Raw genomic sequence first — 24,892 nt, 5'->3', positions numbered from 1 at the left:
TTTTATTCTGATTTAGGATCACAACGTACTACTTTGAATTTAGTAAAAATTTCTAAGACCCTCTTTCGCATAAAGTTATCTATGACTAACGCCACTACACCAGCATTAGGTTGGCCATATAATACTATATCTCCGTTTCTCCCGTATATAACAGCTGGAATTACCAATAGGTCCTCCTCCCCTTCTACGTACAGTACCTTACCTCTACTTGTCTCTGATTTCAATAAACGCTCTATTTTCAGAATCGCGGATAACCTTATTAGCCCTGCCTCATTAACGACTCGTTCTGAAATTATCTCTTCTCCCACTTCAATTTTTCTCTTAGTTTTTCCATCTATAATGGGTAGAAAAGGGATAATATTATGACTTAATAAAGTCCTTGTTACTACGTCACCTACAGTAATTATCCTCGAACTTCCTCTAGCTCCAAGAAAATTGAATAGCTTATGATCATTTATAAAGAGAATACCATAAGGTTTTGCTAATTGATTTCGTAAATTATTGGGTAGGATGAAACAATAGTCTACTTGATAGTTATTGCGTATCTCCAAGGAGTAGATGCCCCGAATATTTTTCCTACCTCAGAATCTTGACTAATTATTATCACCATTCCGTTCCAATCCTCGCTAAACGAGGTAGAATTGCATAAAGGGCAAGTAGCTGTCTCTGGGGGTAATAGAGCTCTACAATTTTTGCACGCTTTGAAAATTTTCTTCTCTGGCATTATTTGCTCGCCCTAGAAAGTTCTTGGTTTATCCACTCTAACTTGCCTAAAAAAGGTTGTTTCATAGTCAAAGCTATTCTAGGCATTCTACCCCCACCTACGGATATACTAATTATCCTGGCCCTCACTCTATCACCCTTTTGGATAACCTTTTTAGACCTTTCCCCGATTAAAATCCCTCTATTTTGGTCGAATTTTAAGTTATCGTCGGTAATCTGAGAAATATGGACTAGACCGTCTACTGGACCAATATTAACATAAATACCATAGTTATCAACCTGATTTACTTCGCCCTCAACTACCTCATGCATTATAGGGCTATACACTAACATATTAAACTCAACCTCGTGATAGGTAGCACCATCACCAAATACTATATACCCTTCTTCACTAGCTTTAGCATTTAAAATTGCTAGGACTAACCCGATATCTTTTAGGACTTTTTCTTGGTATTCTTGCCTTAGTATCTGTATTGCTACATCATCAATTGGTTGTCCAAAGTAATCAGGGGGTATACGGACGATGCCTTTAGCCCTAATGAGTTTAAACATAGAGATATCAGACTAGATAATAAAACTAAGACTTATATTTTTACTCTTCTGTCTCAGGTATAAAACTTTTACACCCAATTTTATTGCTCTACGTTTAAGGTCAAGGTCATTTGTAAATAATGCCAAATCGTAATTCTTACAAATACTAAGTAGATGAGTATCAACGTCTAAGTCTTTATTGTCATCCTTTATCTCACTCCAGTAGTTTTTATATACTTCTAAATATTTAAGCGCCACTTGGACTTTCCTTTGCATCTTAGGGCCTCCATTCTGACCAATTTTTTTGAGTTCATTTATGACAGATGTGGTTATATAGAAAGTTGGCTTATAGTCTAAAAATTGAATAACTCGCTCAAATGGGTCGAATCGATCATAAACATAAAGTAAGATATTCGTGTCTACCAGGACTTTTAATAGCTGATCAGTCCCCATCCTACTAATCTCCATCTACCACCTATTTGTCTGCTTATAACTGCCCTTAATCCTTTATCCCATGCCACTATAGGTCTCTTTAATTCTACTTCTATTCTGTTTGCCTTTATTGATTTTATAACGCCTAAGGTAGTAGATGAACCTACTGTGATCATGATTGTTTCCTTAGGTTTTAAATTATCTACCTTTACTAGATCCTTGCTCCCGACCACTCTCTCAAGAAGTTGATAGTCTTCAATTGTCATTTCGAAAAGTACCGGTACATCATAATTAGCTTTAACTACTACACTACCTACTAAACTATCAGCTTTAACATATGAAGGGTCTAGTTCAGTTCCTATAGCCATTAATCCACCCGGTTTTGCTTCCTTAACTTCTAGATCTGAAAACCTAATAGATGTGACCTTAGAATATAGCGGTTCATATTCAGCTTTTCCACCGCCTTTTTCTATCCTTATTCCAGGTAAGACTTTTATTTCGTCACCAACTTCAATTTTACCTTGTATGACGCTCCCTCCAAGTACTCCACCTTTCAATTCATTATACGACGTACCTGGCTTATTTACATCAAAGCTTCTTATTACGAGCATTATTGGGGGTTTGCTTAGATCACGTTCTGGAGTAGGAATATATTTTTGTATAGCCTCGATCAATGCATCTATATTTATCTTATGAAGAGCGCTTACTGGAATTATAGGAGCCCCTTCAGCCCACGTACCTTTTAGAAATTCCTTTATTTGATTATACTGCTTTATAGCCTCTTCTTTAGATACTACATCAACTTTATTTTGTACTATTATTATGTTTTTTATGTTTATTATACCTAATGCAAAAAAATGTTCCCTAGTTTGAGGTTGTGGAAATGGTTCATTTGCAGCAACTACTAAAATGGCACCATCCATTAAAGCAGCTCCTGACAACATTGTCGCCATTAGGACTTCGTGACCTGGTGCATCTATAAATGATACCTTCCTTAAGAACTTAGGTTCTTCAGTACTTCCACAATGTGCACAGGAGGGTTCAGTAACATACGCATCAGGTAGGGGACAGTTCCCGCAAAGACCAACATTTGCTTCAGCATATCCAAGTTTTATCGTCATTCCTCTCTTTAATTCTTCTGAATGTTTCGAAGTCCAGACTCCGGTTATAGCTTGCACTAATGTGGTCTTACCATGATCTACATGACCTACTACGCCTATATTCACTTCTGGCTGAACTTGCGGCCAAGGCAAAAGTTTCTTCACCTAACTATTATAGTATTAATTTGTACTATTTCAGCAGTGATCATATTACCTCTAACGGTCTTCTTTTTCCTCATCCCACTTTCTGATGGATGGAAGCCAGGGGGAGAACTTAATAGGAGTTTCCTCTTAGCACCACCTTGGACATCGAAGCGCATAGGGAATCCAGAATTATCAGAACCGCCCGTTATCTTAAGCTTTAACGGAACTCCTGATATATTAATATCTACAATGTCTCCTATTTTCGCACTCATTACACTTGATATTTTAGACTGATCTATAGAAAGTTGGAAGGATTTGGTCCTATATGCTATTGCCTCAAACTCGTTCGAGCCAAATTTTTCTCCCATTTGTTGTGAAATCCAAACTTCGTTTTGAGGGACGGAATTATCTATTTCAACCTTAAAATGCCCTTTAATTTTTAATTTTTTATCTCCTTCCTGTTTCTCTATTTCAAGAGTGATAAACTGATCTATCCCTAAATCTTGTTTTATCTTATCACTTATTTTGGCTATTGGTATAGCCTTTCCGTCTTTTTCTCCTTGGTTAGACTGGACTTTTTCGGAAACCTTAACCTTTACCTTGGCTTCTTTGGGCTCTTTAGTTTGTGGATCAGATATGACAATCTTGAAGTCAGGCACTCTTTATCCCTTTTAGCTAAATCAAAACACAAGTATATAAAATCGAAGTTAATAATTTGTCACAATGATAGGTGTATTACTCGTTTTACACGGAAGCAAAGTTAATGAGTGGAAAGAGGTAGCAACGAAGTATGCTGAGCTCCTTAAAAGATATTTTTCGGTAGTGGAATACGGATTCATTGAATTCAACCAACCTAGTATAACAGAAGCTGCTGAGAGACTTGTAGAAAAAGGAGCCGATACTATAATAGTAGTTCCACTCCTTTTCGCGGCTGGAACTCACTTTAAAAGAGATATACCAAAACAATTAGAAGCAATTTCTGGCAAAGTGAAAATTATAGTAGCCGAACCTATAGGAGTTGATGAAAGAGTAGCCGAAGTATTAAAAGAGAGGATAGAAAAATCATTGAGCTCCTGAGACTAGTAGTTCCGCTTTTTCTGGTTCGTATCTCCATCCCTGTGGTAGCTTACCAGTTTCAACATAGTACCTTACTAATCTTCTTATCTTAGATTCAGTTTCTTCAAGACCTCTTTTGGCTTTTTTGTCCTTCGGATGCTCAAAGAGGTGCCTCCTAATATTAACTGCTTTTTTAATGAGATTGAATAAATCTTCAGGGATCTTCGGCGCCAAACCTTTTTCTTCTAATATTTTAACGACTTTCTTACTTGTTACTTGTTTAACTAAAGGGATACCGTACTGATCTCTTAATATTAAACCTATCATACTAGGTGGATAACCTTTCTTTGCTAACTCCTCTATTAAAAGCTCTACTTCCTCTCTGGTAAACCTGACCCACTTTGGGGCTCCAGTTCTTACTGGCCTAGTTGAGTGACTTTGACCATTAGCTCTTTTCTTGTTCACGACTTTCACCTGTTAAATAATGGCTTCAGAGTTGTAGTAGTATAACCCTTTCTTTTAAGTTCTTCTCTCACCACTAATGTGCCCTTTACCATGTTTTCCATTTTTTGATACGCTATAGACCTCGGTAAAAGTTTCAATCCACAATCAGGGTTAACCCATACCTTTTCAGGGCTAAAATGTTCTAAAAGCATCCTTAGATCATTAGCTACTTCTTCAGGAGATTCAACTCTTTTATTATGAACATCAATTACTCCTACTCCCAGTTCACCGTCCCATTTCTTAAAAAGCTTTATCGGCTCATAATTATAATTCTTCAGAGCTAGGTTTATCTGGTCTACTTTTAGCTTGTCAAGATAAGGTTCTAAGTAAGAATACTCGCCGTAACATACGTGCATAACTACTTTTACATTAATACCTTTTACGGACTCATTTACGGCTTCTATAGCCCACTCGACTTCATCTTTTCTAGTATGGATTGCGGGCTCGTCGACTTGGATCACATTTATTCCTGCTTCAACTAGTTTCTTCATTTCTACGTTAAGTACCTTAGCTAGATCAAACGCTAAGTCCCTCTTACTTTTATAATATTCATTATAAGACCATTCAGCAATAGTATAAGGACCAGTGATCGTAACTTTTATATGAGGAGTATAACTGTTCTCTTTAGCGAATTCAGCTTCTTCCAAGAGCATAGGCTCCTTATAGGTAATTTTACTTACCACTGAAGGCTTCCTATAGTAATGATCTCCCCATACTCTAACAAACCCGTAAAATCTAAATCCCCCTAGCCTCTCTGCGAAGAACTCTACCATTTCATCTCTCCTCATCTCACCATCTGTGGGAACTTCTATCCCAGCTTTCTGATGCTCTTTAAGTATAGTTATTACTGCATCGTTAAATGCCTCTTTCATTTCCTGGTCGTTTAGTTTACCTAGATGATATAACCTTATTGCTTCCCTTAACCACTTAGGTCTCGGGTAGCTACCAATAACAGTGGTAGGTAAAATCGGAAGTTCATTCATTTAGTATCATCTCCTTGGCTCTCTGTAAAATTTTAAACTTTCTCTTAACTATAAGCTCTGGTATTAGATCATTAAAAGTGGAGTTTCCAAGCAATAGCTTAGAAATCCCTTTCTCCTTAGCGTTGTTAATTATTCTCCTGATCGTAGAAATTTTATCTAGTTTTGTATTCCTCGAGTCTAATACTCCAAAATATACATTTTTGCCTAATGTAGCGTTATACAGCATACCTATCATAGGCTTATTATCTTCAGTTACATCAAATCCGTATACTTCAACAGGTATTTTAAAATACTCTTCTAGTACATCGAACTTAATGTTAAAGTATGTGATGATATGTTTCTCTTTACTGATTCCGTTTAACATTATATTATAATATTCTCTTATATTTTCTAATCTCTGTCTCCTAACTCTGTCTTGAAAGATATAAGGCTCATGGATCTCTATTGCATCATAGTATTTCTCAGTATCTTTGAGTAATAAGTTAACAATCACAGAATAGTCTTTCATCAGTTCCTCGGTTTTCCCCTTATAATACACATTCTTTGACATGTAAGAGAATGACAGAGGACCTAGAATCACTGCTTTTAATTTCTGGTTCTTCTCCACATTTTTCCTAGCAAGTTCAATATATTTAATGTAATCATTTGAATCTCTATATTCAAGCTTTGATTTAACTACCAAATGGCGATAGTAAAAGTTATTATCAAAGAATCTATCTAAAGCCCCCTTCTCTACCCCTTTAAGAAAAGAATAAGTTAAATCAGCTATGTCATCCCATTCAACCATACCGTCTGTTACATAATCTACCTTATACTCCGCCATCAAATTGAAAAAATCTCTTTGAAACTTGTTTATCTCATCTAATACCTTATCTTCCTCTATTTTTCCACTCCTAAACCTAGTTATTGTCTTGGCTATCCGTATAGGTCTAGGATAGCTTCCTATTAACGCTGTATAGATCTCCATCAAGATAGTTTAGGAGCAAGCAAATAAGTAACTTTCCCCCCTCCTTCCATGCCGAATTCCATTTGTAAAGGCTTTTGATCCGAAAAGGCTAACTTAATGTAATCTGTTAATTTAGTTAATTGTAGGACATTATCAATATACCCTATGTCATATGTTGCTGTAGCCTCCTTATTAAATTCAATATCCGCTAAGGCACCGGTTTCCTTTGTAAATTCATTTTCCACCTTGCTCTCTTCTCCACCTTTGACAACAACTTTCTCCTCTGTAGCCGATATAGTAACACTATCTTTACTAACTTGAGATATCTCACCTATAGTGGTTTTAAACCCCTTAGAGGATATAGACGCTCTAACATCAAACTCAAAATTTGCTTCTGGTACTTCCGGAGGTAATACTTGTATATTCCTTATGTTAAACACTCTATTTATAGCCCCAACAATAGTTAATTTTACAACCTCCTCATTATCAGCGTCTAATGATATAGCTTGTTTACCTTTTACTGCTTTCATTAACTTAGACATATACTGCGTGTTAAACCCAAATCTAAACTCATCTTGCACATCATACTCCTTAAACACCTCAGCCGGCAAATCTATGGATATTAAAGAAATCTTTGCCCTATCTACGGCAGTAAGTTTAATTCCTTCAGGTTTAATTTCAAATAAAGCTTCGTCAATGAGTTTGGTTAGTGTTTGTATAATCGCTTTTATGTCCCTTGCGTCATCATAATATACATGCATAATTTAAATTAACCCCATTGGCTCTTATTTTTTGTGTGATTTTCCCCCGTATAATCATTTCTTCAGATAGAAGTAATTCTGGAAAAACTGTAATAACTTCTGGGATAATCAGGGCTCTAACCAGAAAGTTCAAAGTAAGAGCGTATAAGGTTGGTCCCGATTTCATTGACCCTAAATACCTTAAAGTTGCAAGCTATGCACAAGCGATTAACTTAGACTTATGGTTAATGGGAGAGGACGGGGTGAGGAAAACACTGTTAAAATACGCTAAAGGGTTTGATATAGGGATATTAGAGGGCGTCATGGGACTATATGATGGAGTTGACTCAAATTATAGTACTTACGAGCTTTCGAAAGTCACCGAAACTCCAATAGTTGTAGTAATTAACTGTAGTAACTTAGCAAGTACAGCTGGAGCTATTGTTAAAGGCCTTAAAGAGTATGGAAATGCAAATGTAAGAGGAGTTATATTTAACCAAGTCGGGTCTATTACTCATTTAAATTATTGCAAGAGGGCTATTCCAGATGACATAACCGTATTAGGGCATATAAATTTTGATAAAAGCTTGACAATTCCGTCTAGGCATTTAGGACTATATACTACCGAAGATTTCAAGAAAGCAGAGGAAATAATACAATACACGTCCAAGCTTGTAGAAGAAAATATAGATTTAGATAAACTGATTGAAATTTCAAACGATGCTGGTGAACTAGAAGATGATATAGTAGAAGATTTGAACAGCGAGGAAAAAGGGGTAGCTTATGTAGCATTAGATCCAGCTTTCAATTTTTACTATGAAGCTAACTTTGATTTTTTAAGGAAAAAATATAGAATTGAGTACTTTAGCCCATTAAATAACGATTCGCCTAATACCTATGCCGACCTAATTTACATAGGTGGGGGGTACCCCGAATTACATCTTAGTGAACTAAGTAACTCATATCTGACTAAAGAGTGGATAAGAAAGAATTTGGAAAAAGGGGCTAAAATTCTGGGAGAATGTGGAGGCCTTATGTACCTATCGAAAGAACTAGTAGATACTGATGATAAGTCTTATAGGATGGTTGACATTTTCGATATCAGCATAAAAACAAAAGACAAACTTACAATAGGGTATACAGAATTAGAGCCAAAAATCCCTAATTTCCTTACTTCGAGGACTATTAGAGGACATGAATTCCACGTATCTAAACCGATAGATATAGGGAGAGATGTAAGGTTTGCGTTTAAAAATAAGATAGGAAAAGGCATATGGGATGGGAACGATGGAGCTATCGTACAGAATGGTATAGGCTTGTACTCCCATCTATATTTCTCAGGAGTTGGAGGCTTGCTGCCTCTTTAGCTCCATTCTCTTAACTCTGTTTAAAACGTCTACTAGCCTATCTATATCATTAGTATATAACCTTATTCTATAGGGTAATTTGGAGGTCTTTGAATCAATTTCCACATACTTTTTGTCCCTATTTTCTATTATTTCAGCGTTAACTAGATGCCTTGAATGAAGAAATACCCCACTCTTATCAGTTGATAGGATCCCTTTTTCCGTAACTTTATAGCTTGAAGGGGCCATAGCGTCCATCATCTGGATCTTTATTAACCTTCTATATACGAACATATTGAATAAATATAGAGCTTCAAAATATATTAAATATATGGCGAGTTTTTCATATTGCGTAACCCCGCCTACAATCTTCAGCAGGACATAGTCATAGAAGACGAATATTATTATAATGTATAGAATCATAATCCCGAACGATTTAAAGTTAGCCACTGCTAACTGTTGCATTTTTTGTACATACTCATTATCCTTTTGAATTAGATTTCCGGCGTTTTTCTCCTCAAATAGCGTATTAGATTTATAAATTTCACCCATATATTTTCTCTCCGCTAACATAGGATTACTCCTAGCCATCATAACACTTGAAATACCCATTATAACTATAATATAAAGTATGTAAACCGGTAGGAAGTATTGAGGATAAAGAGAAAGTACAAAAGACATTACTACCATTAGTACTTGGGAAACTACAATCATCTTCCAATTGTATGGATTAGGATAACCTTGGGGATAGTTGGACATGCTTATTCATACTCTATTGGAATGGGGTAATAAATATGTGTTGTAAAATGCTTACTATAATGACCCAGAGACTTACTATACTCTGTCTACTGGTGTTTATACTGTTATCATTCACTATGATCAATGTATTTAGTTATGAGACGTCTTGTACTTATTCTACGTCATTCCCTTCAATAGAAATAAAAATTATAATATTACAAGAATATTCTAGCAAAAGACTCAACATATCTTACAATGTCAATAATTTCGAAATAGAATTTAACATCACTCATAATACCTCTCGTCTTATTGAAAAAATGCCCAAAAATTTATATTACTTCCTAGATCAAAATACAAATTATACTGAAATTTCGATACCTTTTGACTCGCTTATACCTTACTTTTCAAATAACACTAGCTTATCTATTGTAGCTTATGACTTAACACAAAACCTCACTATAGTAATTCAGGCAGTACAAGAAATACCTAACATAACTCAAAGTACCACTCTCGAGCCTTCTCCCACAACTTCAGTTACCAAACCCGGTTTAATACTGTCTGGTGTTACTGCTTTCTTAATCGTTTCAATTATATCTATTTCTGTATTTATAATACTGAGATTGTTAAAAAGAAATTAGTAAATACGCTTAAATATTTAAGAAATATGTTATCCTAGACATGTTAGTTCCAAAAGGTGAAATCAGGAATAACCTCGAATCCGGATTACCAATACTAATCTACGATTTTGATGGAAGAGAAGAAGAAGTAGACATGGTATTTTATGCAGGAGCTGTTTCATGGAAGACCATAAATATATTGAGAAAAGACGCAGGCGGGCTCATCTGTTACGTCACTGGGTATACAGAAGCGAAAAAACTAGGATTAACATTCATGACAGAAATTGTTAAGGAAAAATATCCACAACTTTATAAGAGGCCACCCTACGGTGATGAACCTGCTTTTGCTCTGTGGGTGAATCACGTATCAACAAGGACAGGGATTAACGATGAAGATAGGGCTAAAACTATAAATAAATTACACGAGACGGTTAGTACCATAAAAAAGGATGAAAATGAAGCAAGGCAAAAGTTCTATAACGAATTCTATGCGCCAGGTCACGTGCCTATCTTAATTTCAAGGGGGCTAAAGAACAGAAAAGGACACACAGAATTAACCTCATCCTTATTGGAATACATAGGCTTGGAAATAAGCGGAGTTATTGCTGAAATGCTAGGCGACGGAAAGAGTCTCCCTAAAGATAAAGCATTACTATATGCTAAAAATAATGGTTTCTTGTTTATTGAAGGAAAGGAAATAGTAATGGAGGTAATGAAATGAGTACAAGAAAATACGGTGTGGTAGATACTACCTTTTCGAGAGTAGACATGGGAAAGATAGCTGTAAATGTAATACGAAAAGAGGATCCGGATGCTGAAGTAATAAGGTACACTGTACCCGGAATAAAGGACTTGCCAGTGGGTGCAAAAAAGTTGCTAGATCAAGGTTGCGACGGCGTTATAACTTTAGGTTGGGTGGGACGAACTATGCTGGATAAATATAGCTATTTAGCTACCAGCATAGGGCTAATAATGGTACAGATCCTTACGTCAAAACATGTCATAGACGTAACAGTCCACGAGGATGAAGCAGAAGATGAAGAAAAATTAGTAGAAATTGCCGAGGACAGAGCGTCAAAACACGCATTAAATTTGGTAACTCTGGTGAGAGACGGAGGATCAGCTTTAACTAAGTATGCTGGTAAAGGACTGAGACAGGGGTATAAACATGCAGGAGGACTCGAGGATTAAACTAGGTATAGTAGTAGCGGAATTTAACTACGATATAACTTATCTAATGTTACAGAGAGCGTTATCACATGCTAACTTTCTCGGTGCGGAAGTTAAGGTGGTGGTAAAAGTCCCGGGGAGCTATGATATGCCTGTCGTTGTAGCCGAACTTCTAAAAAGGGATGAAATAGATGCCGTAGTAACTTTAGGAGCAGTAATTAAAGGAGAAACTAAGCATGACGAAATAGTAGCAAGCCAAACTGCAAGAAAGCTTATGGACCTTTCTGTTGAATACGGTAAACCTGTAACTTTAGGAATTATAGGACACGGAGTTACTCACGAGCAAGCGGTAGAAAGGATCGAGGAGTACTCTACGAGAGCTGTAGAGTCAGCTATAAAGCTCGTTAAGAGAGTTAAGAAGTTGAAGGGGCTTCAGTTTAGCGGAGACACAACGGTGGTTATTGAGTGAAGACTATAAAGTTAATAATGGATGGATATAAGCAGTGGACCGAAAGTTTAGGTAATGATAGGGAGTGGAAGATTCAAGCTTTTCAACATTATTTTTCTTATATACTTTATACCAAGATAGCGGAAATCTGGGGGTATGTGATCCCTTTTCGTTACGATATCTATGTTATATTAAGCGACGGAATTAAAGAAAAACAGCTGTTATCGGCTGTACAGGATATAAAAACATACTCACCCACTGAAATAAGAATATGTAAAGGTTATAATAAAACTCCATTATTATCACTGTACTCTTGCGATGAAAAAATAGACCTCGATACGAGACCCGACGAGAAAGTATTAGTAGCACATTACGATGTAGACGGGATTACGAAAATGGGACTCAGAGAAGCCACTGAGAGAATAGAATTATTAAAGGAAAATGTTAGAGAGCTAGGTAAAAAATTAGGGTGTATAGAGCATTACTTCGGAGGAGATAATATGGGATTATTCTGCTCTGAAGACACAGCAGAGGAGCACATACTTACGTCGAGAGAATTAGAAGGAGTAAAAGTCGGAATAGGAATAGATATAAAAGCCAGAGATGCCCTGAGAAAAGCTACAGAAGCTCTGGAAATCATCAGAAAATACAGGGGTGAAAAATGGAAAGTTATAAGATAAATTTGGGAGGAGCACTCCTAGGTGAGGACCTAGAATATAGGGAAGAAATAAATATTGAATATGACATAGAAAAAGAGACCATAACTCATATAGGTAAAGGATTTGATAAGGACGGGATTGATTTAAGGAATTTTATAGCAGTCCCACCCCTGGTGAACTCTCATACACATACGGCGGATTTCACGTTCCCAGAAATCGGTGTGGACAAACCGTTAAAGGATTTAGTCGGAGACCCTAAGAGCGAAAAATACCGTTACTTTGAAATATATCAGAATAAAATTTCGGAAGGGATAAGAAATTTTCTAATTAATTCTAAAAATATTGGAGTCTTTACCGTAGTAGACTTCAGAGAACAGGGTATTAAAGGGGTAAAATTAGGCATTGAAGCCAGTAGTGGTATACGTGACTTTAACCATATTTTACTTGGAAGATTAGACACTTTCTCCATAGACGAACTAAGAGAATTGTATAATAGTGCTCACGGATACGGGTTACCGTCTATTAGTAGTAACTCGATCCCCGAATTGATAGATATCAGAAGGGTATTTTCCGACAAGATAAGGGCAGCCCATGTTTCGGAGACTAAGAAACATTACCTAAGGCATGACCTGGAGCAATTAATAAGCTATTATAAGCCTACGCTCCTTATCCACGGAACTAACCTAAGTAAGAATGATTTTAGTTTAATTAGAGAAATTCCCCTCGTAATTTGCCCTAGAAGTAACCTTTGGTTTTCAGTAGGAATACCAAAAATAGCTGACGCTATTGAAGAAGGAGTGGAGTTACTATTCGGTACTGATAACGGTGCATGGATTGATTATAACCTTTGGAAGGAAATTGAAGTTGCGTTACTTATAAGTAGAAGCCAAAAACCGTTATCAAACTTCGCAAAGCAAATACTAAAAGGGGCGACTATAACTGCCTATAAGGTGTTTAAGCTTAATTATGGGATTGAAGAGAGTAGAAAGTTCTTAATAGTACTTTTAAAAAAAGAGGAATTAGTTAGAGCTCATGACATTTATACTGCTATAGTAAAAAGGGGATCAAATCTAGTCACTTATAGTCTTGGTGCTACCCAAAATCTTAAGTGACCGCCTGAATCCGTAGATGCTTCACCCTTTAAAGGTACATTAGTTCCGAAACTTATTGTAACATCATCAGAAAATGATAGGGCCTTAAAAGCAGTTTTTAACACTTCAAGTTTATAGATTGACTTACTTTCAGATTCAACTGAGACTGACTTAAGGGGTTTATCTTGGACTAGTTTAGCTTTGTATACCCTATTATTTTCCTCTGCTGAAAACTCAATCCCATTGTCTTCGGTAGTACTCAGCTCTACTTCTTCCTCTGTAACTATACTGGCATCAGATAAAATCTTTTTCAGGATAGGTCCCTCAAGAGAAAATGAAACAGGTAACGAGACCTTAGGCTCCGTCAACTGCTGGACTTCTAGTTTTTCACCTTTAACATATATGTTACTTCTAAGCCCAGTCTTTTCATCCCTAAGCGTTATCTTTAGCCCGGCATCAGTCTCATCAATCATTACAGAAGTAGTTTTACTTTTAGCTTTCCCTAAAATTTTCTTAATTTCATTTATATTGACCTTTATCCCTAACGGCTTATCAATAGTATAATCCTCCAGATATTCTTTTGAAATCTGCATTATACCCATTATAGCCTTATCATCTGTGAGATAAAATGAATATATTGATTCTTCTGCAAAATTCAAAACTATATCATCAGCTATCTCATTCATACCAGCTAATAATGAGTAAAAGTCTTTCGCGTTAGAATAAATAACTTTAATCATTCTTCTTCCTCAGAAGATTTTTTTACTTTTACTTTTTTAGACTTTTTTGCCGCTTTTCTCTTTTTCTTATCCCTTGCGGTATAGCTGTTTTTAAGTTCTTCAAACATTTTCTTAGCTTCATCGATATTTATCTTACCTCCCAATAACTTATCCCAGATCTCTGTATTTTTCATTAGGAGCTCTATATCTGGTATAGTCATCGAGGCAAATTCCTCTTCTTCACCACTTTCACTAGTCTTTTCCTCTGACTCTTCCTCTTCTTTCGGTGCAATTTCCTCTTCTTCTAATTTCTCCTCTTCTTCTTTCTCCTCTTCTTCTTTACTTTCTTCCTCGTCCTCGTCAAACATGAACATCACCCTCGTAAAGCTGAACTAAATATACGAATCTCCCTAATAAATCTCTAGTCACAGACATCCCTCTAGGTAGCTTGGGAAAAGTCTCATAAAGAGTATAATACATTTCCAAATCTGCCCCACCGAAAAACTTACTGACATAATCAATCTCTCCAGGCTCGACAACGTTAAAGGCAAAGAACAAACCAGCATTAGGTATAATGTCTTTTAGATAGTCTATACTCTGCGATATTAATAAAAAGCCAAGCCCAAATTTCCTACCCTCTGCTAAAAGCCTCTCTATTAGTTGTTTTCCAGAATCTTTGCTCAAAAGGAACGGTGCTTCATCTATGATTATCATTCTTTCTAACTTAGAAGATTTTGAAGTATACATTAGACTCTGGATTGATTTAAGGATTGTCTCCATTATAATGTATTTTATTTCATTTGTTGGTACATTAGAGAAATCTAAGATGGCAGGACTAGAGAATAATATATTGAAGTCAAGGCTATTAGATAAAAATATCGTAGACGATAGGTATTGTATATAAGGTTCTAACGACTGATATTTGTTGATTTCCTGTGAACTTAAAGCGTTCTTCTTACGCCTCTCCAGAAGTAATAATACGTCCCTAAATGTTGGAGGAGGCTGTGACCAAGTAGTTGGATCGTCAGGGTCTATCCCCTTTTCAGCATAAGACTCTATAATAATGTTAGTCAACTCTATAACTTGAATATTACCTAAATTGAATAAGCTCTTTAGCATATACGTTATTTCTAGCGCCCTTTCCTTAGGACTTTTATTAAACAAACTAAGGGGGTTAACGGACACTCGGGAGACATCTATTCTTTTTACACCTTGTAAATAATACTCACCATGTAAATCAAATATCAGAAAGTTAGAAGCCATTTTTGAGACCATTAATTTAGCGAAACTAGATTTACCTGATCCACTTGTACCTACTACGACCACATTATAGTTTTTAGTGCTTGAAAAGTCTATACAGTAATTAAAGTCAACAGCTTGCCATTTGTATCGCTTTGAGCCACTAACCTTGATAACACTAGAGTCAATAAAACTGCCTTTACTTAATATACCACGTATTTTACCTATACATATCCCCTGATTATTGAGTCTGCCCTTAGGTGTTAGTGAGTAAGGGACGGAGAGCCACGATAATGCTAACAGAGGTAGATCATAATAGTCACCAAATAACGAGAACCCTATTACGTCCACGATACATCCAATAAGGAAGAAAAAATTACCGTAAAAGAATAGTAAATATAAAAATACTGTAGTAACTAAACCGATAATTACTACTTTAGGCTTGATCCTATACCCAAAAAGGGATAATTGTTCAATCCACGAATCAGATATGTTTCTCCTTATAAACCAACCTATAAACGACACAAAAAAAGCCGAGACAAAGTAGGTAGATGAAAGGGAAAATGTATCCAGGGAATACGAAAAGCTAAAAGATTGTCCTATAACTAGGGAATAGGAAAATAGGATAAATGGATAATATAGAATAGTAATAATAATCGAAGTAAATACAACTGCTATTAATATCCCGTCTACAAAGAATACGGCTAATAGCTCAGCGTATTCTGCAACCGGAGATAAATAGGTAGGAATTTGAACTAGTTGGGGAAACGCGTACTTGATAAAGATAAGCTCCAAAAATATGATCGTTGATACTATAGCATGTTTTTTAAGCATATTTTATTTTAAGCACCAAATTACATGATTTATTAGCTTCATGATAAACGTTTCTCAACAATTTCATCAGAAACTATACGAGTTAGGGTATAAGCGTCTTACTCCCATCCAAGAAAGAGCTATCCCGAAAATTTTAGAGGGAAAGAATACTCTAGTCATTGCCCCTACCGGGTTCGGCAAGACTGAAACCGCTGTATTCCCGGTCTTTTATGAGATATTAAAGGAGTCACCACCTAGAATTTCTGCTATATACATAACTCCTCTAAGGGCTCTAAACAGAGACATAGAAAATAGGCTGAAAAGGATAGGTGACGCTGTGGGAGTAAAAGTCTCGGTTAGACACGGAGATTCCTCGCAGTCCGAAAGAAGAAATGTGATAAAAACCCCTCCAGACCTCTTACTTACTACTCCTGAAACATTAATGTATTTAGTAGTAAATAAAGACATGAGGGAATTACTGAAAAATCTACAGTGGGTTATTATTGATGAACTACAAGAAATGCTAGATGAAAAAAGAGGATATGAGTTGCTTTTAGTTTTGGAACGTCTAAAGAGGCTTGCCCATAGACGAATACAGCTAATAGGTCTATCAGCTACAATAGGAGACGTAGAAGTAGCTAAGAAGTTCCTAGGAGAAGATGTTGAGGTCGTAAAAATCGACAAAAGAAAAGAGATGAAGATCTCTCTAGTTATTCCCAATATAAATGAAGAGATTATTGACCTATCTGTAAAAACGGGTCTAAACCCAGAGACACTTGCTAGGATAAAAAAACTAGAGGATATAATTAGAGAAGATAAGCCAGTTTTAATATTTACTAATGTAAGAGAAACAACTGAGTTTTTAGCCAATGAGTTATCTAAATTAACTAACCTAAAAATACTTACTCATCACGGCTCTCTGTCAAAGGAGATCAGAGTTGAAGCAGAAAGTAAATTTAGAAATGGGGAGATAGATGCACTAGTCGCTACCTCAAGCTTAGAACTCGGAATAGATATAGGATTGATAAACGCTGTAGTACAGTACATGTCACCTAGACAAGTAATTAGGCTAGTCCAGAGGATAGGAAGGAGTGGACATTCTCTAGATAGGGTATCCAAAGGATACCTCATACCTTCTGGTGACATATACGATATTCTAGAGTGCAAAAGTATATTAGACAGTTTAGGGGAAGGCTACTTAGAAAAACCCGTTATTGAACCAAAACCATATGATGTTATTGCTCATGAAATAGCCGGGTTAGTACTAGAGGGAGTTACTGACATAAAAGAGATCCATAAAATTATTACTTCCTCTTTTCTTTTCTCACAACTAACCGAAGAAGAGCTAGAAAGAATCCTTAGTATACTCGAAGCTGCAAGGATAATAAAGAGAGACAAGTCTATGCTATCACCTTCCTATAGAATATGGAGATATTATTACACTACAAATATGATCCCAGATTCTATTAGGGATTACCTAGTGATAGACCATGTAACCAATTCTAAGATCGGAACCCTAGACTACGAATTCGTTGCTACACTCGACGAGGACTCTATTATAGTCCTAGGAGGAAGACTTTGGAAAATCATCTCGATTGAAGAAAACAAAGTATATGTAGAACAGACCTCGCTTAAATCAGGAGTTCTACCCAGCTGGTTCGGAGAGTCTATTCCCGTAGAAAAGGAAGTAGCTAATAGGGTATATGAATACCTTGAAAAAATACAAAAAGGTGAGAATATCGACTTACCAGAAAGCGTAGTAGAAAGATTAAAGAGCTTAGTAGAAGAACAGCGGAATAGGGGGTACCCATTACCTTCGAGAGACACAGTCCTTGTTGAGATAAACGGCGACATACTAGTGGTTCATGTAGCCCTAGGGACTAGGGGGAACAACACACTAGGGGCTGTCCTATCCTTATTGCTCACTAATATTAAAGGAGTAAAAACTAACTTTAGGGCAGACGCTTATCACATTGCAGTAGCTTCAGTAGTACCTTTAACTGAAGAAGACGTAAGAAAGGCTGTTTTAACACTTAATTCCATAACTACTGAAGAGTTTAAGAACTTAATAGAACGGGCAATAAGGGAGAGCCCACAGTACAAATGGAAGCTCCTAATCGAAGCCGAAAGGTTCGGGGTAATCGATAAGGACAAGATCTCTGATTTACAGATCTCACAGACTGTCCTTAGAGCGTTCTCTGATACTGTAATAGGGGAAGAAGCTGTAAAGGAACTTTTGTATAAAAACTACGATATAACGGTTTTCGATTACCTAAAAGATTTCTCTTGGAAAATAATTCAAGTACCCAACTTCTCTCCTTTAGCTAAGGAATTCCTTAATAGGCTTCTAGTTCTATCCCACTCAGAAGATAAAGGAGCTATGCTGGAAATTTTTAAGAGGAAATTAAATAACTGCGAAGTGTGGATATCGTGCTTGTTGTGCGGGTGGAACAAAAAGTTTACGTCTAAAAACGCCCCTCAAAAATGTGAGAAATGCGGGTCGATCTTTTTAACAGTTATTGACGGGGACGAAGACCTTAAAATCCTCAAAAAAGCACGGGAAAACCAAAGGATGAGTAAGAAAGAGAGTAAGAGGCTAGAAACCCTTAGGAGTATAGCTTCTATGTATTCCACTTATAATAAATACGTGGCTATTGGCTTATGCGCGAGAGGAGTAGGGATCAATAATCTGGGGAAAGTCCTCAATAACCTTAAGGATAACGAGGATAAATTTTATGAGGCACTACTTAATGAAGAAAGAAAGTTTTTAAAGAATAGAAAATACTGGCAATAGGTTTAAATTCAGCCTTATTTTTTGATTCATAGGTAATCAGTATGCCGATAATAGAGGTAGGTAGGATTTGTGTTAAAACTAGAGGAAGAGAAGCTGGTAAAAAATGTGTAATTGTAGATATTATTGATGAAAACTACGTATTAGTAACTGGGCCAAAAGACGTAAATGGAGTAAAGAGGAGAAGAGTAAACATATTACACTTAGAACCTACAGACAAAAAAATAAATATTAACAAAGGAGCTAGTGATGATGATATAAAGAAAACTCTGCAAGAATCTGGACTTATGGATTACATGAAAGAATCTGTTAAGCCTAAAATACCTGTGATTTAGTATGTATAAATTTTTAGAAAAGATAGATTCTTTTTGTGGTTATATAAATAATTGGAGTATTATTCGAGACGCCCAGACCAATGACAAATACGGGTTTTATGCAGATAAGAGACCTATTGATATTTTGATAAAAAATTCTATCATAAACCTAGATAAGCCACCTGGACCTACGAGTCATGAAGTAGCATATTGGATAAAGAAAATGCTTAACCTAAATAAAGTAGGTCATGGGGGTACCCTAGAGCACGTATAACGTGCGGGGAGACCCCAAAGTTACAGGTGTATTACCAATAGGCTTAGAAAACGCGACTAAGTTAATGAACTTAGTGAGTAAATCTGGGAAAGAATATGTATGTGTAATGCAAGTACATTGCGACTATAAGATAGAAGAATTAAGGAACATTATTCAAGAGTTTATAGGAGAAATATATCAAAGACCCCCTGTTAGATCCTCTGTCAAAAGAAGGACTAGAAAAAAGAGGGTATATAACATAGAATTATTAGAAAGCGAAGGGAGATTAGTACTTATGAGGATCTCTTCAGAGCCAGGCACGTATATGAGAAAAATCTGTCACGACATTGGAATACTTTTAGGATGCGGAGCTCACATGAGAGAATTAAGGAGGACTAGGTCAGGTGTATTCAGTGAAGATAACAATTTAGTAACCCTTCACGAACTTTCGGAAGCTATTTATATGTATAAAAAATGTAATGATGAAAGCGACTTAAGGAGAGTGCTACTACCTATGGAGTTCGCGGTGTGCGGAATACCTAAAGTAGTGATCGATGATTATGCAGTTGACGCTATTACATACGGTGCTAATCTAAATGCCCCCGGTTTGATCGCCTTCCAAGAATTTAAGAGAGGTGAAGACGTAGCGGTAATGACCCTTAAAGGTGAACTTGTAGCAATAGGAGAGAGTTTAGTAACGAGTAATGAAATTAAAAACATGAAAAAAGGGGCAATAATAAAGCCCAAAAGAGTATTGATGGAGAGGGATATTTATCCTAAGGGATGGAAAAAGAATGAGAAGACATAAGGAAACGATTTTTGTAAATGATGTAGTTAACGGGATCCCATTATCGTTAGAGAGTTCTTATGGTTTATTTTCCAAAAATGAACTAGATTTAGGTACGAAAGTATTACTAGAAAACTTAATACTACCTGAAAAAGGGGTAGTGGCTGATGTCGGGTGTGGCTATGGACCTATTGGAATTTACGTGGCTCTCAAAAACCCGAACCTCAAAGTATATATGTTAGATATAGATGAAAGAGCTGTATATTACTCTATTAAGAATGTAAAGAAATATGGATTACAAGACAGAGTTAATGTAATTAGAAGTGACGTATTCGACAATTTGCCTAAAGACGTAAAATTTGACGCAATATTCTCCAATCCTCCTCTTAAGGCAGGGAAAAAATTTATTCAAAAATTAGCGTCAAGTAGCTACGACAAGTTAGCAGATGATGGTCTAATAGAACTAGTAGTATATAAAGGGGAGGAAAACGTAATCAACTTATTCAAGGAAAAGTTTGAACTAGCTGAAGTTTATAAAAGGGTTAAAGGTTATTCCCTAATAATAATTAGGAAAAAGCTAAGTTAAGTATTAAAGGGATAAAATAAAAGTAGATAAATGCCGGGGTGCCCGAGTGGTTAAGGGGCTGGCCTTGAGAGCCCTCTAAGGGAGCCAGTACGGGTCACCGTGCGCGGGTTCGAATCCCGCCCCCGGCGTCCCTAGAACTGTGAAATTAATTACTCTAGATTTAAGTAGGATAAGTAACATCTAAGTCTTTACTTGCTCCTAACTTAATACTAATAATGAAATCCGCGGTAAAACCATTTTTAACTTATATCTTTAAGGTTTAACTATACTGCAAATTATTCTACAAATATAATGTACAAAATGGAATAGCTGGTTTACTATAATATTCAAACTCAGTTCAATCAATCTTACTAATGAGGTTTTAAGCAATGTTGGGACCTCTGGAGACTCTGTATCACTGTAGCCCCAATCTTGGGGATCTCAACAGAGTGTCGCCCGGTCCCAACACAAACAATAACCATTAAACCTATAAATTCATTCTTCATTAATTATTATGCCGCCGTAGCTCAGCCCGGGAGAGCGCCCGGCTGAAGCCGTAGCACGCAGAGACCGGGTTGTCCGGGGTTCAAGTCCCCGCGGCGGCATCTTTATTCGCCATTTGCCTTATTAGTGACTTTTTATCCTTGTAGTGTAAGGTTGAGTAATTTCTTTTAAAAGAGATGAGCACTAGGGTCTCTAAGGCATCAGTCACAAATTAAAATGGGTTGTTGATCCATTGCAGTTTCTATTTGTCTTATTTGAGGTGGTATTTTAACTGTTAATTATACGTCAGTAAAATTAATACTAAAATGCTGGTAGCACGAGTAATTAGGATGTTATAACTTTAATTAAATAAAACGTTTGATACGTATTTGAATTATTTACACAAAGGATTATACTAATTCAATATAGGGTATTTCGATTTGTAATGGAAACGTGAGTGACCCAAAACTAAAGTTGCGGCCGCCGGGATTTGAACCCGGGATTACTGGCTTTCCTCTAGTTCATTGGAAGGCCAGCGTCCTAATCCAGACTAGACGACGGCCGCAATTTTAATTATGACAAAGCGGGATTTTAAAGTTGATGATGAAAAGAGGGTCGTGTGAAATGTGAGCTGTCGCTGGAAATGCTGATTTTACAATCCCTTTTTTCTATTTTTATATTTATATCTATATAAATTCTGTTTATTCACAAATTTATATAAAAATAGGCAAAAATATTTTTGTATAATATAGTTCTAATACTCTAATTGGTATGCGAGAATTACTCGATAAACCAGCAAATAAGCCGTTTGAATTTTATGCCGCATACTATCCACCTATATATGCCGGCTATAAAGCATTCGATATAGATGGTCTAGTTCAAGGGATAAGGAAAGTAGATGGGTTATCTATTTTCTATCACGTATTCCACCCATTGTTTTCAAGCCATGTAGTCCCAGAAGATATGGGGAATGACTTTGCCACATGGATCAGAGACGAATTAGGGGATAGACTTTTAGCCCAGGAAGTTTCAGATATAGAAGGAAAAGAGCCGAGAACAGTAGAAAATGTAAGGGAAGACTTAATCAAAATACTTTCAGAAGCTAAAGTTAATAGGAGTGCAAATAAGCCGTTTTACTTCATCACATGTAAACCGGTAATCTATAATACGGGTAAAATCGCCAAGAATCTGGCAGAACTGGTAGACATGTTAGCATCGATTAGCGTTAGGTCAATCGCATACCATTTCATATTTAAAAGAGTAATGGGATATGAAGATAAAAATGATTTCTCTAAATGGATAGAGGAAAATTATGGCCTAACTGATCTCTCTAAAAGACTCTCAGCCTTAGACCCTCAGACGTATACAGACGAGGAAATGTTGAGACAAGACCTATTAAAAATATTTGAACAGGAGGTGTTAGCTAAATGATAGAGAGGTTTGCAGAGATAATAGGTGAGAACGAGTTAGACAGTATATACAAAATAGCAGAGAAATTAAAAGGGATGTCGGTCCTTCATGTAAACTCAACGCCAGCCGGAGGCGGTGTGGCTGAAATCTTGAGTAAATTAGTCCCGCTGATGAGAGAACTGGGTATAAATACAGATTGGAAAGTAATAAGAGGTGATACAGAATTTTTCAAAGTAACAAAGTCCTTTCATAATTCCTTACAGAACGGTATAGGAGAACTACCACAGGGCGCGTTTGAAACCTACAAAAAATGGCAGGAAATAAATGGTAATGAACTCGATTTAGATTACGATATAATATTTATACATGACCCTCAACCCGCAGGTTTGATCAACTTTAAGAGGAAGGGGAAATGGATTTGGCGATGTCATATTGATATCTCTAATCCATACGAGCCTGTATGGAACTTTTTACGTGAATATATTCAGAAATATGAGTCAGTAATCGTGTCCTCTGCTGTATTTGCTAGAGACGATCTAAAGAATCCCCAATATATCATACCTCCATCAATAGATCCGTTAAGTATTAAAAATAGGGATATACCGGATATTACAGTAAAAAGGATCTTATATAAATTTGACTTGGACCCGGAGAGACCAATAATTACACAAATATCCAGGTTTGATAGGGCTAAGGACCCATTAGGCGTAATTAGGGCGTACAAACTCGTTAAAAAACACTCTGACGTTCAACTAGCTTATGTAGGTAGCCCCGCGTCTGATGACCCTGAAGGAGAAGAAGTGTATAAAGAAACCGTTCAGGCAGCAGGTAACGATAAAGATATTAAACTATTGGTCTTACCGCCTAACAGCGACCTTGAAGTTAATGCATTCCAGAGAGGTGCTACTGTGGTTATGCAGAAGTCAATAAAAGAAGGATTTGGGCTCACTGTAAGTGAAGCTTTATGGAAAAAGAAAGCTGTAATAGGCGGTAACACTGGAGGTATTCCGTTGCAGATAATCCACGGTATAAACGGATACTTGGTTAATACACCAGAGGAAGCTGCCCACTACGCATTATATTTAATAAGACAAAAGAGTATTAGAGAAAAATTAGGAGAAGCTGGAAGAGAGCATGTCAGAAGAAACTTCTTGATAACAAGAGAGCTTAGAGATTATCTAATGGTAGCTGCTCTCAGTCTAGGTTCGTAATTAAGAGTGAAAATACCTTATTTTTATAATCAATTTCTTATTAGCGTTAACATCATAGTTATAACAATGTATAGGATACTGTTGTTCAAGTTTACGTCAATTGACAACATAGTACTAAAAGAAGTCATTACGTACTTAAGGAGTAAAAATTTTGAAGCACACTCAATAACTGAAATAACTCACCTGAATGCCTCTATGTTTAATTGGAAAAAGTTACAATATGATGCTAAAAAAATCATGGACTATATTTATGAAAAATACTCTGGACTACCTTATGATTCAATAATAGGTATAGGATGTATTGATGCGTATACAGAAAACGAAGAGTACATACTTAGTTATTCTAAGGGAAAGATAAGCTTAATCTTTACATATAGATATAGAGATAATGACGGGGGGGCTGATTTAAGCAAATTCATAGAGAGGGTTAAAAAGGAAGTCCTTCATGGGGTAGGGCATACATTAGGATTAAAAGACTGCACTACGCCAAACTGCGTGATGAGAGAAGTGAAAAATTTAAAAGATATCGATAATAAAGGGCTAAATTTTTGCCCAAATTGTATGTATTTGCTAAATATCCACTACAAAAGTTAGCTCATAACCATTGTCTGTTTTGATAATATTCATCTCGTGGTATGTCATTGCTTTTACTACTGTTCTCCTTTCATGCTTTTCAGGGTTAAATCTTTCTCCCCACGCTATGGCTTTCAACTTTAAATTAGCTAGATCAATGTTTACGTTAAACCTTCCGAAGATCAGTAACTCAGAATCATAGTATACTAAAAGATTTTCTATCCATCTATACAATAGATTTTCTATGTCAATTCCATCTACTTCTATATCTCTGTTCTCTATAGGATCTATTTTAGACGTATCAGTCATCACTTCAAAAACGGCTAATGCTGCATTTTCAAATGCTTCATTTAAATCTTTTCCATATGCTTTTATCCCTACATCGGCTGTATGGTCGAAAAATTCATATTTTTTATTTACTGCCATAACCCAAGAGAATAAAAGGGAGAATAACTTTAACTTTAACTGATATTAAAATGGGAGGTAGACAAAGAACAACTATCTTT

Annotated in this window: 30 protein-coding genes and 3 tRNA genes; 17 read left to right on the top strand and 16 right to left on the bottom strand. The window is 36.3% G+C overall.

The window, feature by feature from the left end; genetic code table 11:
* Positions 1-2: 2 nt before the first annotated feature.
* From KN1_RS09830 to KN1_RS09805, 6 genes are read right to left on the bottom strand one after another with little or no spacing between them, the layout of a single operon-like run.
* On the bottom strand, positions 3-551 hold the full coding sequence (locus tag KN1_RS09830; protein WP_221287377.1) for a GTP-dependent dephospho-CoA kinase family protein: 549 nt from the start codon (positions 549-551) through the stop codon (positions 3-5).
* Entirely contained in the window at positions 524-724 is a 201-nt protein-coding gene (spt4, locus tag KN1_RS09825; protein WP_221287376.1) for a transcription elongation factor subunit Spt4, read from the bottom strand. The genes KN1_RS09830 and spt4 overlap by 28 nt, the downstream gene beginning before the upstream one ends.
* A complete protein-coding gene (locus tag KN1_RS09820; RefSeq protein ID WP_221287375.1) occupies positions 724-1,275 on the bottom strand; it encodes a DNA-directed RNA polymerase in 552 nt (183 codons plus the stop codon). The genes spt4 and KN1_RS09820 overlap by 1 nt, the downstream gene beginning before the upstream one ends.
* A gap of 12 nt (positions 1,276-1,287) precedes the next feature.
* Positions 1,288-1,722: a type II toxin-antitoxin system VapC family toxin gene (locus KN1_RS09815; protein WP_225905645.1), complete on the bottom strand. Its 435-nt coding sequence runs from the start codon at positions 1,720-1,722 to the stop codon at positions 1,288-1,290.
* Positions 1,686-2,939 carry a translation initiation factor IF-2 subunit gamma gene (locus KN1_RS09810; protein WP_221287374.1) on the bottom strand — a complete coding sequence of 418 codons (1,254 nt, stop codon included), beginning with the start codon at positions 2,937-2,939 and terminating at the stop codon, positions 1,686-1,688. The genes KN1_RS09815 and KN1_RS09810 overlap by 37 nt, the downstream gene beginning before the upstream one ends.
* A gap of 8 nt (positions 2,940-2,947) precedes the next feature.
* Entirely contained in the window at positions 2,948-3,589 is a 642-nt protein-coding gene (locus KN1_RS09805) for a 30S ribosomal protein S6e (RefSeq protein ID WP_221287373.1), read from the bottom strand.
* Between the two features lie 64 nt (positions 3,590-3,653).
* Between KN1_RS09805 and KN1_RS09800 the strand changes: the two genes are divergently transcribed.
* The gene (locus tag KN1_RS09800) at positions 3,654-4,007 is read left to right on the top strand and encodes a CbiX/SirB N-terminal domain-containing protein (protein WP_221287372.1); all 354 of its coding nucleotides are present in this window, start codon (positions 3,654-3,656) and stop codon (positions 4,005-4,007) included.
* On the opposite strand, the gene KN1_RS09795 is transcribed toward KN1_RS09800, so the two are convergent.
* From KN1_RS09795 to pcn, 4 genes are read right to left on the bottom strand one after another with little or no spacing between them, the layout of a single operon-like run.
* The gene (locus tag KN1_RS09795; RefSeq protein ID WP_221287371.1) at positions 3,993-4,451 is read right to left on the bottom strand and encodes a 30S ribosomal protein S15; all 459 of its coding nucleotides are present in this window, start codon (positions 4,449-4,451) and stop codon (positions 3,993-3,995) included. The genes KN1_RS09800 and KN1_RS09795 overlap by 15 nt on opposite strands.
* Before the next feature lie 5 nt (positions 4,452-4,456).
* Positions 4,457-5,473: a methionine synthase gene (locus KN1_RS09790; RefSeq protein WP_221287370.1), complete on the bottom strand. Its 1,017-nt coding sequence runs from the start codon at positions 5,471-5,473 to the stop codon at positions 4,457-4,459.
* The gene (locus tag KN1_RS09785; protein ID WP_221287369.1) at positions 5,466-6,440 is read right to left on the bottom strand and encodes a uroporphyrinogen decarboxylase/cobalamine-independent methonine synthase family protein; all 975 of its coding nucleotides are present in this window, start codon (positions 6,438-6,440) and stop codon (positions 5,466-5,468) included. The genes KN1_RS09790 and KN1_RS09785 overlap by 8 nt, the downstream gene beginning before the upstream one ends.
* Entirely contained in the window at positions 6,440-7,180 is a 741-nt protein-coding gene (gene pcn / locus KN1_RS09780) for a proliferating cell nuclear antigen (pcna) (RefSeq protein ID WP_221287368.1), read from the bottom strand. Before pcn ends, KN1_RS09785 begins: the two co-directional genes overlap by 1 nt.
* A 35-nt stretch (positions 7,181-7,215) precedes the next feature.
* On the opposite strand from pcn, the gene KN1_RS09775 reads away from it, so the two are divergent.
* Positions 7,216-8,526, top strand: a complete 1,311-nt coding sequence (locus KN1_RS09775; protein ID WP_221287367.1) for a cobyrinic acid a,c-diamide synthase CobB — start codon at positions 7,216-7,218, stop codon at positions 8,524-8,526.
* Here the strand turns inward: KN1_RS09775 and KN1_RS09770 are convergent.
* Positions 8,497-9,264, bottom strand: a complete 768-nt coding sequence (locus KN1_RS09770; RefSeq protein WP_221287366.1) for a DUF2208 domain-containing protein — start codon at positions 9,262-9,264, stop codon at positions 8,497-8,499. The two genes, KN1_RS09775 and KN1_RS09770, sit on opposite strands and share 30 nt — an antisense overlap.
* Before the next feature lie 657 nt (positions 9,265-9,921).
* Between KN1_RS09770 and KN1_RS09765 the strand changes: the two genes are divergently transcribed.
* The 5 genes from KN1_RS09765 to KN1_RS09745 are packed head-to-tail and all read left to right on the top strand — an operon-like array spanning position 9,922 to position 13,249.
* Positions 9,922-10,581, top strand: coding sequence for a 3,4-dihydroxy-2-butanone-4-phosphate synthase (locus KN1_RS09765; protein ID WP_221287365.1), 660 nt, complete (start codon positions 9,922-9,924; stop codon positions 10,579-10,581).
* On the top strand, positions 10,578-11,051 hold the full coding sequence (gene ribC, locus KN1_RS09760) for a riboflavin synthase (protein WP_221287364.1): 474 nt from the start codon (positions 10,578-10,580) through the stop codon (positions 11,049-11,051). The genes KN1_RS09765 and ribC overlap by 4 nt, the downstream gene beginning before the upstream one ends.
* Positions 11,029-11,499: a 6,7-dimethyl-8-ribityllumazine synthase gene (gene ribH, locus KN1_RS09755; protein WP_221287363.1), complete on the top strand. Its 471-nt coding sequence runs from the start codon at positions 11,029-11,031 to the stop codon at positions 11,497-11,499. Before ribC ends, ribH begins: the two co-directional genes overlap by 23 nt.
* Entirely contained in the window at positions 11,496-12,158 is a 663-nt protein-coding gene (locus KN1_RS09750) for a GTP cyclohydrolase IIa (protein WP_221287362.1), read from the top strand. Before ribH ends, KN1_RS09750 begins: the two co-directional genes overlap by 4 nt.
* The gene (locus KN1_RS09745; protein ID WP_221287361.1) at positions 12,140-13,249 is read left to right on the top strand and encodes an amidohydrolase family protein; all 1,110 of its coding nucleotides are present in this window, start codon (positions 12,140-12,142) and stop codon (positions 13,247-13,249) included. The genes KN1_RS09750 and KN1_RS09745 overlap by 19 nt, the downstream gene beginning before the upstream one ends.
* Here KN1_RS09745 and KN1_RS09740 read toward each other — a convergent pair.
* From KN1_RS09740 to KN1_RS09730, 3 genes are read right to left on the bottom strand one after another with little or no spacing between them, the layout of a single operon-like run.
* Positions 13,216-13,968, bottom strand: coding sequence for a DNA polymerase sliding clamp (locus tag KN1_RS09740; protein WP_221287360.1), 753 nt, complete (start codon positions 13,966-13,968; stop codon positions 13,216-13,218). The two genes, KN1_RS09745 and KN1_RS09740, sit on opposite strands and share 34 nt — an antisense overlap.
* Entirely contained in the window at positions 13,965-14,315 is a 351-nt protein-coding gene (locus tag KN1_RS09735) for an RNA polymerase Rpo13 (RefSeq protein ID WP_221287359.1), read from the bottom strand. The genes KN1_RS09740 and KN1_RS09735 overlap by 4 nt, the downstream gene beginning before the upstream one ends.
* Entirely contained in the window at positions 14,308-16,020 is a 1,713-nt protein-coding gene (locus tag KN1_RS09730; RefSeq protein ID WP_221287358.1) for an ATP-binding protein, read from the bottom strand. The genes KN1_RS09735 and KN1_RS09730 overlap by 8 nt, the downstream gene beginning before the upstream one ends.
* A gap of 40 nt (positions 16,021-16,060) precedes the next feature.
* Here KN1_RS09730 and KN1_RS09725 point away from each other — a divergent pair, with 40 nt between their 5' ends.
* The 7 genes from KN1_RS09725 (at position 16,061) to KN1_RS09695 (ending at position 21,314) form a co-directional block, all read left to right on the top strand.
* Positions 16,061-18,793 carry a DEAD/DEAH box helicase gene (locus tag KN1_RS09725; RefSeq protein WP_221287357.1) on the top strand — a complete coding sequence of 911 codons (2,733 nt, stop codon included), beginning with the start codon at positions 16,061-16,063 and terminating at the stop codon, positions 18,791-18,793.
* Positions 18,794-18,834: 41 nt separating this feature from the next.
* Positions 18,835-19,125 carry a 50S ribosomal protein L14e gene (locus KN1_RS09720; protein ID WP_221287356.1) on the top strand — a complete coding sequence of 97 codons (291 nt, stop codon included), beginning with the start codon at positions 18,835-18,837 and terminating at the stop codon, positions 19,123-19,125.
* Position 19,126: 1 nt separating this feature from the next.
* Positions 19,127-19,378, top strand: coding sequence for a tRNA pseudouridine synthase A (locus tag KN1_RS09715; protein WP_221287355.1), 252 nt, complete (start codon positions 19,127-19,129; stop codon positions 19,376-19,378).
* Between the two features lie 64 nt (positions 19,379-19,442).
* Complete coding sequence (locus tag KN1_RS09710; protein ID WP_221290664.1) at positions 19,443-20,165, top strand: RNA-guided pseudouridylation complex pseudouridine synthase subunit Cbf5; 723 nt, start codon at positions 19,443-19,445, stop codon at positions 20,163-20,165.
* Complete coding sequence (locus KN1_RS09705) at positions 20,152-20,730, top strand: class I SAM-dependent methyltransferase (RefSeq protein WP_221287354.1); 579 nt, start codon at positions 20,152-20,154, stop codon at positions 20,728-20,730. The genes KN1_RS09710 and KN1_RS09705 overlap by 14 nt, the downstream gene beginning before the upstream one ends.
* Positions 20,731-20,762: 32 nt before the next feature.
* A tRNA-Ser gene (locus KN1_RS09700) sits at positions 20,763-20,858 on the top strand.
* Between the two features lie 367 nt (positions 20,859-21,225).
* Positions 21,226-21,314 (top strand) — tRNA-Phe (locus tag KN1_RS09695).
* 353 nt (positions 21,315-21,667) lie between these two features.
* Here the strand turns inward: KN1_RS09695 and KN1_RS09690 are convergent.
* A tRNA-Gly gene (locus KN1_RS09690) sits at positions 21,668-21,757 on the bottom strand.
* A 206-nt stretch (positions 21,758-21,963) separates the two neighbouring features.
* Between KN1_RS09690 and KN1_RS09685 the strand changes: the two genes are divergently transcribed.
* From KN1_RS09685 to KN1_RS09675, 3 genes are all read left to right on the top strand, one after another.
* Positions 21,964-22,623 carry a DUF5752 family protein gene (locus tag KN1_RS09685; protein ID WP_221287353.1) on the top strand — a complete coding sequence of 220 codons (660 nt, stop codon included), beginning with the start codon at positions 21,964-21,966 and terminating at the stop codon, positions 22,621-22,623.
* A complete protein-coding gene (locus KN1_RS09680) occupies positions 22,620-23,813 on the top strand; it encodes a glycosyltransferase (protein WP_221287352.1) in 1,194 nt (397 codons plus the stop codon). Before KN1_RS09685 ends, KN1_RS09680 begins: the two co-directional genes overlap by 4 nt.
* 66 nt (positions 23,814-23,879) lie before the next feature.
* Positions 23,880-24,407 carry an archaemetzincin gene (locus KN1_RS09675; protein WP_221287351.1) on the top strand — a complete coding sequence of 176 codons (528 nt, stop codon included), beginning with the start codon at positions 23,880-23,882 and terminating at the stop codon, positions 24,405-24,407.
* On the opposite strand, the gene KN1_RS09670 is transcribed toward KN1_RS09675, so the two are convergent.
* Positions 24,384-24,812, bottom strand: coding sequence for an archease (locus tag KN1_RS09670; protein WP_221287350.1), 429 nt, complete (start codon positions 24,810-24,812; stop codon positions 24,384-24,386). The genes KN1_RS09675 and KN1_RS09670 overlap by 24 nt on opposite strands.
* Positions 24,813-24,892: the final 80 nt, after the last annotated feature.

The sequence above is a fragment of the Stygiolobus caldivivus genome (assembly GCF_019704315.1).
GTDB lineage: Archaea > Thermoproteota > Thermoprotei_A > Sulfolobales > Sulfolobaceae > Stygiolobus > Stygiolobus caldivivus.
Note: the sequence above shows the minus strand (reverse complement) of the source record. Positions and strands in the feature narration are given on the sequence as shown.